14 protein-coding genes are annotated in these 12,642 nt (G+C 67.4%); 6 read left to right on the top strand and 8 right to left on the bottom strand.

All coding sequences use genetic code 11. The features are described 5' to 3' along the window. Positions 1 to 66: 66 nt before the first annotated feature. Entirely contained in the window at positions 67 to 1,911 is a 1,845-nt protein-coding gene (locus tag ACCC97_RS13825; protein WP_413333360.1) for a potassium transporter Kup, read from the bottom strand. 151 nt (positions 1,912 to 2,062) lie between these two features. Between ACCC97_RS13825 and hpnC the strand changes: the two genes are divergently transcribed. The 4 genes from hpnC to ACCC97_RS13845 are packed head-to-tail and all read left to right on the top strand — an operon-like array spanning position 2,063 to position 5,383. After that, entirely contained in the window at positions 2,063 to 2,977 is a 915-nt protein-coding gene (gene hpnC / locus ACCC97_RS13830; RefSeq protein WP_413333344.1) for a squalene synthase HpnC, read from the top strand. Next, entirely contained in the window at positions 2,974 to 3,813 is an 840-nt protein-coding gene (gene hpnD, locus ACCC97_RS13835; RefSeq protein ID WP_007829807.1) for a presqualene diphosphate synthase HpnD, read from the top strand. Before hpnC ends, hpnD begins: the two co-directional genes overlap by 4 nt. A 2-nt stretch (positions 3,814 to 3,815) precedes the next feature. Beyond that, the gene (gene hpnE / locus ACCC97_RS13840) at positions 3,816 to 5,078 is read left to right on the top strand and encodes a hydroxysqualene dehydroxylase HpnE (protein WP_413333347.1); all 1,263 of its coding nucleotides are present in this window, start codon (positions 3,816 to 3,818) and stop codon (positions 5,076 to 5,078) included. Next, entirely contained in the window at positions 5,075 to 5,383 is a 309-nt protein-coding gene (locus ACCC97_RS13845) for a hypothetical protein (RefSeq protein ID WP_007829811.1), read from the top strand. The genes hpnE and ACCC97_RS13845 overlap by 4 nt, the downstream gene beginning before the upstream one ends. 6 nt (positions 5,384 to 5,389) lie before the next feature. Here the strand turns inward: ACCC97_RS13845 and ACCC97_RS13850 are convergent, their stop codons facing one another. Then, entirely contained in the window at positions 5,390 to 6,031 is a 642-nt protein-coding gene (locus ACCC97_RS13850) for a LysE family translocator (protein WP_007829813.1), read from the bottom strand. A 116-nt stretch (positions 6,032 to 6,147) separates the two neighbouring features. Here ACCC97_RS13850 and ACCC97_RS13855 point away from each other — a divergent pair, with 116 nt between their 5' ends. Then, on the top strand, positions 6,148 to 6,453 hold the full coding sequence (locus ACCC97_RS13855) for an NIPSNAP family protein (protein ID WP_413333349.1): 306 nt from the start codon (positions 6,148 to 6,150) through the stop codon (positions 6,451 to 6,453). A gap of 3 nt (positions 6,454 to 6,456) precedes the next feature. On the opposite strand, the gene ACCC97_RS13860 is transcribed toward ACCC97_RS13855, so the two are convergent. Beyond that, positions 6,457 to 7,188: an HAD family hydrolase gene (locus ACCC97_RS13860; protein ID WP_413333351.1), complete on the bottom strand. Its 732-nt coding sequence runs from the start codon at positions 7,186 to 7,188 to the stop codon at positions 6,457 to 6,459. A gap of 15 nt (positions 7,189 to 7,203) precedes the next feature. On the opposite strand from ACCC97_RS13860, the gene hemH reads away from it, so the two are divergent. After that, the gene (gene hemH / locus ACCC97_RS13865) at positions 7,204 to 8,241 is read left to right on the top strand and encodes a ferrochelatase (RefSeq protein WP_413333353.1); all 1,038 of its coding nucleotides are present in this window, start codon (positions 7,204 to 7,206) and stop codon (positions 8,239 to 8,241) included. Between the two features lie 36 nt (positions 8,242 to 8,277). Here hemH and ACCC97_RS13870 read toward each other — a convergent pair whose 3' ends face one another. From ACCC97_RS13870 to ACCC97_RS13890, 5 genes are all read right to left on the bottom strand, one after another. Beyond that, complete coding sequence (locus ACCC97_RS13870) at positions 8,278 to 8,841, bottom strand: thioredoxin-like domain-containing protein (RefSeq protein ID WP_413333362.1); 564 nt, start codon at positions 8,839 to 8,841, stop codon at positions 8,278 to 8,280. A gap of 133 nt (positions 8,842 to 8,974) precedes the next feature. Further along, entirely contained in the window at positions 8,975 to 9,481 is a 507-nt protein-coding gene (locus ACCC97_RS13875; RefSeq protein WP_413333364.1) for a DUF1993 domain-containing protein, read from the bottom strand. A 54-nt stretch (positions 9,482 to 9,535) separates the two neighbouring features. Further along, positions 9,536 to 10,411, bottom strand: coding sequence for an alpha/beta fold hydrolase (locus ACCC97_RS13880; protein ID WP_413333355.1), 876 nt, complete (start codon positions 10,409 to 10,411; stop codon positions 9,536 to 9,538). 115 nt (positions 10,412 to 10,526) lie between these two features. After that, on the bottom strand, positions 10,527 to 11,594 hold the full coding sequence (locus tag ACCC97_RS13885) for a branched-chain amino acid ABC transporter permease (RefSeq protein ID WP_007829828.1): 1,068 nt from the start codon (positions 11,592 to 11,594) through the stop codon (positions 10,527 to 10,529). Positions 11,595 to 11,608: 14 nt separating this feature from the next. Then, positions 11,609 to 12,592: a branched-chain amino acid ABC transporter permease gene (locus tag ACCC97_RS13890; RefSeq protein WP_007829830.1), complete on the bottom strand. Its 984-nt coding sequence runs from the start codon at positions 12,590 to 12,592 to the stop codon at positions 11,609 to 11,611. Positions 12,593 to 12,642: the final 50 nt, after the last annotated feature.

Genomic DNA, 12,642 nt, shown 5'->3' on the forward strand with positions numbered 1-12,642 from the left:
TCATTAATGACCCACTGGTTAGTAATCTAGGGTAAACGTGAAGCACTGTCAATGACCCGCCGGTCACTAGGTTCGTTGGCCCATCTCCACGAGGCGGTTGTCGGGCAGTTCGAAATAGTCCGAAGCGCGCCCCGCGTTGCGCTGCAGCCAGCCGAACAGGGCACGCCGGATCGGGTTCATGCCAGGCAGGGTTTCCTCGCCGATCGAGGCGCGCGAAACGAAGTAGGAGGTCTTCATCGAATCGATCGCCAGCGTCTTCTGGTAGGCCAGGATGCGGATGAATTCCGGCACGTCGGGCCGCTCCATGAAACCGTGACGCGCCGTGACCATCCAGATGCCGTCCATCAGTTGCTCTGCCTCGATGCGAATGCGCGCGTCGACGCGCGGTGTGTCGCAAGGCAGCACGCGCAGCACGATCACCTGCTCGTGCAGCACCTGGTTGTGCTTGAGGTTGTGCAGCAGCGCGTGCGGCACCGCGGTGGCGTCGGGGTTCAAGAACACCGCGGTGCCGCTCACCCGGTGCGGCATGTGCAGCGCCAGCGACTCGACGAAGGCGCGCAGCGGCAGGCTCTCGGCCGCGGCCGCCTCCAGCCCCAGGCGACGGCCCTTGGCCCAGGTGGTGAACACCACCATCACCACCGCGGCCACCGCCAAGGTGAGCCAGCCGCCCTCGGCGACCTTCAGGCTGTTGGCAACCACGAAGGTCAGGTCGATCACCGCGAAGGCTGCCACGCCGACCACCACCGCCACCTTGTTCCAGCGCCACAGCCCCCAGGCCACGATGCCGGCCAGCAGCGTGGTCGTGACCATCGTGATCGACACCGCGATACCGTACGCCGCCGACAGCGCGCTCGAGCTGCGGAAGCCCACCACCAGCAGCAGCACGCCCACCATCAGCAGCCAGTTCACGGCTGGCACGTAGATCTGCCCGATGGCCGCGCCCGAAGTCTGGATCACCCGCATGCGCGGCAGGTAGCCCATGCGCATCGCGTGTGCCGTGAGCGAGAAGGCGCCAGAAATCACCGCCTGCGAGGCGATCACCGTGGCCATCGCGGCCAGCACCACCATCGGCAGCACGCCCCACGAGGGAAAGAGCCGGAAGAAGGGGTTGTCGATGGCGCCGGGGTTGGCCAGCACCAGCGCGCCCTGCCCGAAGTAGTTCAGCACCAGCCCCGGCAGCGCGATGAACAGCCATGCCAGCCGGATCGGCCGCGCACCGAAGTGCCCCATGTCCGCATACAGCGCCTCGCCGCCCGTGAAGGCCAGGAACACCGCGCCCAGCACCGCCAGCGACTGCGCCCGGTGCTCGACAAGAAAGCCCACGGCCCGCCGAGGATCGAGCGCCGCCAGAACCTGCGGCTGCTGCAGCACCTGCCACAGGCCGGCCGCTGCCAGCACCAGGAACCACAGCAGCATGATCGGCCCGAACACCTTGCCGACCACGCCCGTGCCCTTCTTCTGTACCGCGAACAGCGCGATCAGGATCATGATCGTGATCGGAATCACCGCGCGCTGCAGCACCGGCGCCTGCACCTCCAGCCCTTCCACCGCCGAGAGCACCGAGATGGCCGGCGTGATCAGGCTGTCGCCGTAGAACATGGCCGCGCCCACCAGGCCCAGCATGCCGATCACGTTCCACACCCAGGGCTTGGTCTTCGGTCCGCCCACGGCGCTGCGTGCCAGGGCCTGCAACGCCAGGATGCCGCCCTCGCCGTCGTGATCGGCGCGCAGCACGAACACCACGTACTTCAGCGTCACCACGAACATCAACCCCCAGAAGATCAGCGAGAGCAGCCCCAGCACCGAATCGGGCGAGAACGGGATGCCGTGCTCGGGGTTCATCGTTTCCTTGAAGGCATACAGCGGCGAGGTGCCGATGTCGCCGAACACGACGCCCAGGGCCGCGATCATGAGCACCGGGCCTTTCGGGTGCGCCGCCTCGCCGTACGCGGAAACCTGGGGCCCGGAAGCCGGAGCGGATGCTTTCATGAAGCGGGGAATTCAAAGTGGCGACGCTGCGAGCATAGTGCCGGAGCGTGGCGTCGTCGCTGACAATCGTGGCGTGTCCGCCACTCCCCACCTTGCCGCGCCGTCCGCGCACTACGAGAACTTTCCGGTCGCCTCGTGGCTGTGTCCGCCGCACCTGCGCCCGCCGATCGCCGCCATCTACCACTTCGCGCGCACCGCCGACGACATCGCCGACGAAGGCAATGCCTCGCCCGGCGAACGCCTGGCCGATCTGAATGCCTACCGCGAGGAACTCGCCGCCGCCGCCCGGGGCGAGGTGCTGCCCGCATCACGCTGGCCACAGGTGTTCGGACCGCTGGCCCACAGCATCGCCCGGTACGACCTGCCCGAAGACCTGCTCGCTGACCTGCTGAGCGCCTTCATGCAGGACATCGAGAAGACCCGCGACCGCGGTACGTACGCCGACCGCGCCGAGCTGCTCGACTACTGCCGCCGCTCCGCCAACCCGATCGGCCGCCTGCTGCTGCATCTCTACGGCGTGCACGACGCGCAGGCGCTCGCGCAGAGCGACGCCATCTGCAGCGCGTTGCAGCTCATCAATTTCTGGCAGGACCCGAGCGTCGACCTGCCGCGCGACCGCTTCTACTTTCCGCTGGCCGACTGCGAGCGGCGCAGCCTGACACGCGAGAACTTCAAGGTTTTTGCACCGCTCGCGAGCGGCCCGCCTCCGCAGGAGGCCATCAACCTGATGGCCATCGTGTCGCACTGGGCGCGCGAACTCATGCACCAGGGCGCCCCCCTCGTGCACCGCCTGCCGGGCCGCGCCGGCTGGGAGCTGCGCCTCGTGGTGCAGGGCGGCCTGCGCATCCTCGACAAGATCGAGGCCCTGGGCTTCGACACCTTCTCGCAGCGCCCCACCATCGGCAAATTCGATGCGCCCGTGCTGCTCTGGAAGGCCATGCGGATGCGGAGACAATTGCGGCCCATGAAAGCAGCGCCTCCCCGATGAATCCCGAGCAATACGTACAAGACAAGGCCGCCGCCTCGGGCAGCAGTTTCTATTACGCCTTCCTGTTCCTTCCCAAGCCGCGCCGCGCCGCGATCACGGCCTTCTATGCGTTCTGCCGCGAGGTCGACGACGTGGTCGACGAGGTCTCCGACCCCGGCGTGGCCGCCACCAAGCTCGCCTGGTGGCGCACCGAGGTCGCCCAGTCGTTCGCAGGCACGCCGCGCCATCCGGTGACGCAGGCACTGATGCCGCATGCCGTGGCCTACGGCATCGAGGCACGCCAGCTCAACGAAGTGATCGACGGCTGCCAGATGGACCTGGAGCAGACCCGGTATCTCGACTTTCCCGGCCTTGCGCGCTACTGCCACCTGGTGGCCGGCGTGGTCGGCGAAGTCGCGGCGCGCATCTTTGGCCAGACCGATCCGCAGACCACCGCCTACGCCCACAAGCTCGGCCTGGCGCTGCAGCTCACCAACATCCTGCGCGACGTGGGCGAGGACGCCCTGCGCGGACGCATCTACCTGCCGGTGAACGAGTTGCAGAAGTTCGACGTGAAGGCGCACGAGATCCTCAACCGCGTGCACTCCGATCGCTTCGTCGCGCTGATGAAGTTCCAGTCCGAGCGCGCCCACGCGGCGTACGACGAAGCGCTCGCACTGCTTCCGCTGGCCGATCGCCGCGCGCAGAAGCCCGGGCTGATGATGGCCAGCATCTACCGCACCTTGCTGCGCGAGATCGAGCGCGACAACTTCCAGGTGCTGAACCAGCGCGTGAGCCTGACGCCGGTGCGCAAGTTCTGGCTGGCGTGGAAGGTCCAGGCTTTGGGACGCATCTGAGCTTGAAGAAGAAAACCGCCGTCATCGGCGCCGGCTGGGCCGGCCTCGCCTGCGCGGTGGAAGCCACGCGGCTCGGCCATGCCGTCACGCTGTTCGAGGCGGCGCACATGCCGGGCGGCCGGGCGCGGCGGGTCGACAACATGCACGGGCTGGCGCTGGACAACGGCCAGCACATCCTGATCGGTGCGTACACCGCCACGCTGCAGCTGATGCGCGATGTGGGCGTGGATGTCGAAGGCGCGCTGCTGCGCATGCCTCTCTCGCTGCGCTTCGCCGATGGCGGCGGGCTCAAGCTGCCGCGGCTGCCCGCGCCGCTCGACCTGCTGGCCGGCATCTTCACGGCGCGCGGCTGGACATGGCGCGACAAGTCTTCGTTGCTGCGCACCGCGATCCGGTGGCGGTTTGCAGGCTTTCGCTGCGCCAGCAGTACCACGGTCGCCGACTTGTGCGCAGGCCTCACGCCGCGCGTGATGCAGGAATTGATCGAGCCGCTGTGCGTTTCCGCATTGAACACGCCCGTCGCGCAATCGAGCGGGGAAGTGTTCCTGCGCGTGCTGAACGACGCCTTGTTCAGCGGCAGCGGCGGCGCCGATCTGCTGCTGCCATGCGCCGACCTCGGCGCCCTGATGCCCGATGCCGCCATCCAATGGCTCATGAAGCACGGCGCAGCGGTGCGCATCGGCGCCCGTGTGCGTGCCATCGCGCCGGAAGCCGGACCGTGGCGCGTCGACGACGAGCTCTTCGACAAGGTCGTGCTGGCTTGCGCGCCATGGGATGCTGCGCGGCTGGTCCGCGCATCCGGACTGCCGGCCGAGCGCTGGTGCGGAACCACCGAAGCCCTGCGCTTCGAGGCCATCGCCACGGTCTACGTACGCGGCGCGACGCCGCTCGCCGAACCAATGCTCGCGCTGCGCAGCGATCCGGCCAGCGCACCGGCCCAATTCGCGTTCGACCGGGGCCAGCTCAGCGGCCTGCCCGGAGTGCTTGCCATGGTCGTAAGTGCCAACGAAACGCCGCGCGAGGCGCTGGAAGAACAGGTGATCGCGCAAGCGGTTGCGCAGTTGGGCCAGACGAAGCTGCAGCTCGTGCAGACCGTGGTCGAGAAGCGCGCCACATTCGCCTGCACCCCGGGGCTGTCGCGGCCGCCGATGGACATCGCCCCCGGCCTGCGAGCCTGCGGCGACTACATCGAAGGTCCCTACCCTGCCACGCTGGAGGGCGCGGTGCTCAGCGGGCTGGCAGCGGCAAAGGCATTGAACGCATGACGACCGAACTGCGCTATCTCGATTTCGACTACAGCGAAGACACCGAAGGCCACGGCACCTTCGACGCGATGGCATCGACCACGCCGGACAAGACACCCGAGGTGCGAGCTGAAATCGCGCAGGTGCTCGATTGGGCCGAAGCCACGTTTCCCCATGCGCGCGGCGCCCTCGATGAAGGCGCGACCTGGGACTACGACCTGCAGCAGACGCACGAGGACAACCCGCGCTTCGACACCCTCACCCTCTCGCTGAGTGGCACTGCCGATTTCTGCGCCGCGCTGCGCGAGCAGTTCGCGCTGGGCTGAAAAAGATCAGGCCGCCTTGTTGCGCAAGCGCAGCAGGCTCAGCCCCAGCAGCACGAACGCCCCGCCCGACACCTTGTTGAAAACCCGCGTGCGGCGCGGGTCCGACAGCTGCTTGCGCAGCAGGCGCGCCAGCAGCACATAGAACGCATGCGACAGCACCGAGGCCGTCGCGAAGGTGGTCGTCAGCACCGCGAACTGCATGGCGAGCGGCGCATCCTGCGTCAGGAACTGCGGAAACAGCGCCGAGAAGAAAAGAATGCCCTTCGGATTCGTGAGCGCCACCGTCAGGCCGTGCCCGAACAGCCGCCAACTGGAGCGCGGCGACCCCTCGGCCGACGTGCCCTGCAGGTCGGCGAACACGCTGCCCTGGCTGCGCCACTGCTTGATGCCCAGATAGATCAGGTAAGCGGCGCCGGCCACCTTCAGCACCATGAACGCATTGGCCGAGGTGGAGAGCACCACGCCCAGCCCGGCCATTGCCGCGGCGGAGACCATGAACAGCCCCATGGCGTTGCCGAGCGAACTGATCATCGCGCGGCGCGGACCCACGCTCATCGAATTCGAGACGGCGAGCAGCACGGCCGGGCCCGGCGTGAACGCAACGAGCAGTGTCACGCCGCAGAAGAGGAGCCAGTTGGAGAAATGCATGTGGGTTTTTCCTGGCCGGAGCGCAGCCGCAAGACGTCGTGGCGCCAACTATAGTCAGGCCCATGAATCGCTGCAGACGCGGCGGCAATACCCCCTTCACAGCCGGAACAACATCCATGGTCACCTGCTACCTGCGCTACATCGTCGACCCCTACAAGCTCAAGGAGTTCGAGCACTACGGCAGGCTTTGGATTCCGCTGGTCGAGAAGTTCGGCGGCCAGCACCACGGCTACTTCCTGCCCTCCGAGGGGGCGAACGACGTGGCACTGGCGATGTTCAGCTTCCCGAGCCTGGCCGCGTACGAAAAGTACCGCGCCGACTCGATGCAGGACCCCGAATGCCAGGCCGCGTTCAAGTACGCGCAGGACACGCGCTGCTTCCTCAGCTACGAGCGCAGCTTCTTCCGACCGGTCTTCAAATAGCGCTCAGTCGCCCAGCGCCATGCACAGCGCGTGCAGGTTGGGCACGATCAGCTGCGGCCGCGCGCCGTGCACCCAGGGCCGCTCGTCGCGCACCAGCCAGGCCGCCTGCATGCCGGCATTGAGCGCGCCCACCACGTCGAGCTCGGCGTCGTCGCCGACGTGCAGCACGTCTTTCGGCAACAGGCCGACCGAAGCCGCGGCGGCGCGGAAGATCGGCGCGTGCGGCTTGCCGCTGCCGAAGGCGCGTGCATTGAAGGCGGTGCGAAACCAGCGGCCGACGCCGGTCTTGTGGATGTCTGCATTGCCATTCGAGACCGCGACCAGCGGATAGCGCTCGCTGAGCCACTTCAGCGCGGGCAGCGCGTCGTCGTACAGCGTCACGCGCTGGCGCTCCGCGAAGAAGGCGTCGAAGGCCGGGTCGGCCAGCGCCGGGTCTTCGCCAGCCCGCGTGAGCGCGGTGCGGATCGACTCGCGGCGCAATGCGCTCAGGTCATGCGCGAGGTCGGAGCGCTCCTTGGCTGTGGCTTCACGGAGCTCGCGCAGGATGCCCGGCGTCATCAGCAGCGAAGCCGTCTTTGGCGCCTCGCGCAGCAGCCATGCATGCAGCACGGCCTCGGCGCGTTCAATGGTCGGCCAGATCGGCCACAGGGTGTCGTCGAGGTCGAGAGAGATCGCCGAGATGCGCTTGAGATCGAGGGGCGCGGCGCCCGCAGGCACCGGGGAAGCGGAAGTCATGCCCGAGAATATCGCATGCCTTCGATCCACGAGAACGCCTCCTCAAGTACCCCGCGCACCGCTGTGCTCTGGTGCAACCTGGGTTCGCCCGACGCGCCCACCGCAGCCGCCGTTCGGCCCTATCTCGCCGACTTCCTGGGCGACCCGCGCGTGGTCGAAATCCCGAGGGCGATCTGGGCACTGATCCTGCACGGCATCATCCTGCGCACACGCCCGGCGAAGTCGGCCGCCAAGTACGCGAGCATCTGGACGCCCGAGGGTTCCCCCTTGAAAGTGTTCACGCAGAAGCAGGCCACGCTGCTGGCCGGCTGGCTCGGCGAGCGCGGCCACCGCGTGACGGTGCGCGACGCGATGCGCTATGCCAACCCGTCCATCGCTTCCCGCCTCGACGCGCTGCAGGCCGAAGGCGCCACGCGCGTGCTGGTGCTGCAGGCCTACCCGCAATACTCGGCCACCACCACGGCCAGCGTGATCGACGCGGTGAACGACTGGAGCCGCAGGCAGCGCCGCCTGCCGGAGTTCCGCTTCGTCAACGACTACCACGACGACCCGGCCTACATCGAAGCGCTGGCGCAAGGCATCGAGAAGCGCTGGAAGGCCGAAGGCCGCGGCGAAGTGCTGCTGATGAGCTTCCACGGCATTCCCGCGCGCAACATCGCGCTGGGCGATCCGTACCAGTCGCAGTGCCTCGAGACCGCTCACCTGCTCGCGGCGCGGCTAGGCCTCACGGCCGCCCAGCACCGCGTCACCTTCCAGTCGCGCTTCGGCCGTACCAAGTGGCTCGAGCCCTACACCGAGCCCACGCTGCGCGAACTCGGTGCCTCCGGCATCAAACGGGTCGACGTGGTGTGCCCGGGGTTCCCAGCCGACTGCCTGGAGACGCTCGAAGAAATCGCCATGGAAGGCCGCGAGGCTTTCATGCACGCGGGCGGCCAGGCCTTCAGCTACATCCCCTGCCTCAACGACAGCCCGGCATGGATCACCGCGCTCGCGGACATCGCCGAACGCAACCTGGCGGGCTGGCCCACGCAACGGACATCCGTCATGGCATGAAGCGCATCGTCTCGTCGCCGGAATGACCAAGCGCGCTCAACCCGCCGGCCTGCGCGCCAGCAACACCTCGATGGCGGCCTCCATCTCGGCGTACTCCCCTTCGCCGAAGTGCTGCCGCATCACCTGCCCCTTGCTGTCGACCAGATAGAACGCTGGCCAGTACTGGTTGTTGTAGGCCCTCCAGGTGGTGAAGCTGTTGTCCTGCGCCACCGGGTAGCGGATGTTGAAGCGCTCGATCGCGTCCTGCACGTTGCGCGTCGATTTTTCATACGCGAACTCGGGCGAATGCACACCCACCACCACGAAGCCCTGGTCCTTGTACTTCTCGTACCAGCGCACCACGTGCGGCAGCGTGCGGATGCAGTTGATGCAGGAGTAGGTCCAGAAATCGACAAGCACCACCTTGCCGGCCAGCCCCTGCAGCGTGAGCGGTTCCGAGTTGAGCCACTTGTCGATGCCCGCGAACTTGGGCGCCGTGCCGTAGTCTCGCAGGCCCGGCGACGCGGCCAGTGCACTGCGCGCCGGCCACCCGCCGCCTGCTGCCGTGACAAGCGCCGAGGCCCCCACGGCGAACCCCGAGAACGCCCTTCTGGACACCATGCTCTTCATGAGCGCAACCTTGTTCGTGTCAGACCGACAGCGGTCAGGCGCGATTGTTTGCGGCGCACGCGCTGCGTGCGCATGTGTCACGGCAATTTGAAGTTTGTCCCGGCGCCGTGAAGGCGCCCGGTCTTCAGAACTTGCCCAGATAGTCCATCTTGCCGATCGGCATGCCCTTGTGGCGCAGCACGTCGTAGGCCGTGGTCACGTGGAAGAAGAAGTTGGGCAGCGCGAACTGCAGCAGGTAGCGCTGCGCGGTGAAATGCGCCTCGCCCTCGCGGGCCTTGATGGTCACGGGCCGCTCTTCCTGGCCGTCGATCAGCGCCCGGTCCACGCCCGCGAGGAAGTCTTGCGTCTTCGCGATGCGCGCCACCAGGTCGTCCCAGGTCTTTTCCTCATCGGGAAAGCTCGGCGCGGTGATGCCCGCGATACGGGCCACGCCCAGCTTCGACGCGTCGCTCGCGCGCTGGATCTGGCCGGCCAGCGTGAGCATGTCGGGCGCGAGGCGCGCCTCGACCAGCGTGGCCGGATCGATGCCGTTGGCCTTGGCATGCGCCAGGCTCTTGTCGAGAAAATGGGTGAGTTGTCCGAGTCCGCGGATGAAGACGGGCACGGACAGGTCGTACATCGAGAGCGCCATGGTGTTCGAGGCCTTGTGGTTGGAATCGGCGGCGATTGTCACGCCGCCCGAGCCTCAGGATCCGGCCGCGCGAATAAACCCTTCGATCAGCTCCAGTTGTTCCGGCACGTTGAGCGCGGGCGCGTGGCCGCACCCCTGGATTTCGACCACCTCCAGCAACCCGGCGGCGCCCGGCCCTCGCTGCTGCATCTGCTGCGTCACCGCTGGCAGCACGAGGTCCGACTCCGCACCGCGCAGGCACAGCACCGGCACCTCGATGGTGTCGTAGTGCGGCCAGATCAGGTAGTCGTTGTCGTGCGCGCTGAACTGGCGGACCATGGCCGGGTCGTAGTGCGGCGTGACGCGGCCGTCGGCCAGCCGGCGCGTGGAGCTTTCGGTCAGGCGCCTCCACTGCGCATCGCTGAGCCAGCCATAGGGCTTGTAGACCGTGCGGAAGAAGGCCTCCAGCTCGGCCACCGTATCGAACGACGGCGGCTCGCCCGCATAGGCGCGGATGCGCTCGATGGCCGGCTGCGCCAGCTCGGGCGCGTTGTCGTTGAGCACCAGGCTCGCGATGCGCGCCTTCATGCGCGGCTCGAACAGGCCTGACGCGCAGACCGTGCCGATGGCGCCGCCCATCGAGGTGCCGACCCAATGCACACGCCCGAGCTGCAGTTCGTCGCACAGCGCATTGGCGATGCGCGCATAGAACGAGAGTTTGTATTCCTCGTCGGGCAGCGGGCTCCACTGACTCAGGCCGCGGCCGATGGTGTCGGGACAGATCACGCGGAAGCCGCGCGAGGCGAAGTGCTGCGCCAGCTCGTCCATGTCGCGGCAGGTGCGCGCCAGGCCGTGCCATGCGATGACCACCGGCGCCTCCGGCGCGCCCCAGTCGAGCCAGTGGATTTCGCGGCCCGCGAGCTGGGCGTAGCGGGAAAGTGGCAAGTTCATTTCTGTGATTCCCTTTCAGGCGTGCCGCGGAACCGGCTTTGCCGGGCCGCTGGCACGGCCACCTGCAAGGGGATGGGAGTAGCGACACGAAGTGCGCGAAGCCTGGGGGTGAGCTTCATTTGGCCGCCCTCGCACGCAGTTTTCCGACAATGCCGGTGGGAAAGTAATAGACGGACAGCACGAAAAGCACGCCCAGCCACAGAAGCCATCGGTCGGGCGACAGCAGCGCGGCCAACCAGGGCAAGCCGCTCGCCGCCTCGCTGGCTATGCGCAGCAGGTCCTGCAGGTAGCTCTGCGCCACCACGAACAGCACCGCGCCAATGGCCGCGCCGTAGATGGTGCCCATGCCGCCGATCACCACGATCAGCAGCACATCGATCATGATCTCGAAGCTCAGCGAGGTGTCGGGCCCGTTGTAGCGCAGCCAGACCGCGAGCATCGCCCCGGCCAGCGTGGCGAACAGCGCCGACAGCACGGCGGCCGTGGTGCGGTACACCACCACGCGGTAGCCGATGGCCTCTGCGCGGAACTCGTTCTCGCGGATAGCCTGCAGCACGCGGCCGAAGGGCGAGTTCACGATGCGCAGCAGCGCGAGCACCAGCACCACCGCCGCCACGAACAACAGGTAGTAGCACAGCAGCCGGCCGTCGAGCGAGACGCCGAGGAAAGGCTCTTCCGCGAACTCGAAGCTCGGCGAGATCAGTTCGGGCAGCTTGAAGGTCAGGCCGTCCTCGCCGCCGGTGAAGTCGGAAAGCTGCGAAGCCAGCGTCTGGAAGGCCGAGGCCACGGCCAGCGTGATCATCGCGAAGAAGATCGCGCGCACCCGCAGCGAGAACAGGCCTATGGCGAACGAGAGCAGCAGCGAGATCGCGAGCGAGGCGCCCAGCCCCACCAGCACCCCACCCCAGTTGGGCCCGAGCCGCGTCGCCGAGATGGCGATGCCGTACGCGCCGATGCCGAAGAACATCGTGTGCGCAAAGCTCACGATGCCGGTGTAGCCCAGCAGCAGGTCGAAGCTCGCAACCAGCACCACGAACACCAGGATCTTGGCCGCGACACTGAGCGCCTTCACGCCCGGGAAGATGAACGGCGCGAACGCCAGCGCGATGAACAGGGCCACGAGCAGCAGCGCCAGCAGGCGGCTGCGGGGCATGTCGTTGGAGAGAAGTCGTTTCAGGAACATGAGCGTCTTCTTCCTCAGCGGTTCGCGACGGGATACACGCCCTGCGGACGCCACAGCAGCACCGCGACCATCAGGAAGATGCTCGCGAACTGCGTGAGCGTGGGCAGCAGGAAGCCGATGTAGTTGGTCATGAGCCCCACCAGCAGCGCACCGATCAGCGCCCCGCCGGTCGAACCCAGCCCGCCGATGATGATCACGATGAAGATCAGCACGTTGACCTGCGCGCCCATCTGCGGCACGAGGTTCTGCTGGAACAGGCCCCACATCACACCGCCCAGTCCGGCCAGCGCACTGCCCACCACGAACACGCCGACGAACAGCCGGCCGATGCGGTAGCCGAGCGACTCGACCATCTCGCGGTCCTGCACGCCGGCGCGGATCAGCAGGCCGATCTTGGTGCGGCCCAGCGTCCATGCGAGCAGGCCGAACACGACCACGCCCACAGCCACCGCGAGCAGCCGGTACTTGCTGATGGCCGCGTCGCCGACCAGCAGCGAGCCGCGCAGCGCGTCGGGCAAGGGCAGCGGCACCTGCCCCGGGCCCCAGATCACCTTGATGAGCTCTTCGCCGATGATCATGCCGCCCATGGTGATGAGGATCTGTTTCAGGTGCTGGCCGTACACGGGCCGCACGATGAAGCGCTCGAAGGCAAGGCCCACGGCACCGGCCACCGCCATCGCGACCAGCATCGCGGGGAACACGGCCACGAGGTTTCGCCACAGCTCGCCCGAGCCGGTCCAGTCGCCCATCAGGCCGAGCACGCTGCTGGCCACGAAGGCGCCGAGCGCGATAAACACACCGTGGCCGAAGTTCAACACATCCATCAGGCCGAACACGAGCGTGAGGCCCGAGGCGATGATGAAGATGATCATGCCCATCGCCAAACCCGCAACCGTGAGCGTGAGCCAGGTGGAGAAGGAACCGGTGAGGGGCAGCGCGGCCAACGCGAGCACCGGCGCGAGCAGCAGCGGTTTCCAGTCGAAGTCGATCTTCGTCATGCGCGCGCTCCCTCGTGCTCCTTCCCCCCCTGGGGGAAGGCTGGGATGGG

The organism is Variovorax sp. Varisp85, from assembly GCF_047304045.1.
In the GTDB taxonomy this organism is placed as follows: domain Bacteria; phylum Pseudomonadota; class Gammaproteobacteria; order Burkholderiales; family Burkholderiaceae_C; genus Variovorax.

Excerpts from the sequence above, each read along its gene's own strand:
- ACCC97_RS13825 (WP_413333360.1), bottom strand. The coding sequence starts at position 1,911 with ATGATCGCGGCCCTGGGCGTCGTGTTCGGCGACATCGGCACCTCGCCG.
- hpnD (WP_007829807.1), top strand. The coding sequence starts at position 2,974 with ATGAATCCCGAGCAATACGTACAAGACAAGGCCGCCGCCTCGGGCAGC.
- ACCC97_RS13845 (WP_007829811.1), top strand. The coding sequence starts at position 5,075 with ATGACGACCGAACTGCGCTATCTCGATTTCGACTACAGCGAAGACACC.
- ACCC97_RS13850 (WP_007829813.1), bottom strand. The coding sequence starts at position 6,031 with ATGCATTTCTCCAACTGGCTCCTCTTCTGCGGCGTGACACTGCTCGTT.
- ACCC97_RS13855 (WP_413333349.1), top strand. The coding sequence starts at position 6,148 with ATGGTCACCTGCTACCTGCGCTACATCGTCGACCCCTACAAGCTCAAG.
- ACCC97_RS13860 (WP_413333351.1), bottom strand. The coding sequence starts at position 7,188 with ATGACTTCCGCTTCCCCGGTGCCTGCGGGCGCCGCGCCCCTCGATCTC.
- hemH (WP_413333353.1), top strand. The coding sequence starts at position 7,204 with ATGCCTTCGATCCACGAGAACGCCTCCTCAAGTACCCCGCGCACCGCT.
- ACCC97_RS13870 (WP_413333362.1), bottom strand. The coding sequence starts at position 8,841 with ATGGTGTCCAGAAGGGCGTTCTCGGGGTTCGCCGTGGGGGCCTCGGCG.
- ACCC97_RS13875 (WP_413333364.1), bottom strand. The coding sequence starts at position 9,481 with ATGGCGCTCTCGATGTACGACCTGTCCGTGCCCGTCTTCATCCGCGGA.
- ACCC97_RS13880 (WP_413333355.1), bottom strand. The coding sequence starts at position 10,411 with ATGAACTTGCCACTTTCCCGCTACGCCCAGCTCGCGGGCCGCGAAATC.
- ACCC97_RS13885 (WP_007829828.1), bottom strand. The coding sequence starts at position 11,594 with ATGTTCCTGAAACGACTTCTCTCCAACGACATGCCCCGCAGCCGCCTG.
- ACCC97_RS13890 (WP_007829830.1), bottom strand. The coding sequence starts at position 12,592 with ATGACGAAGATCGACTTCGACTGGAAACCGCTGCTGCTCGCGCCGGTG.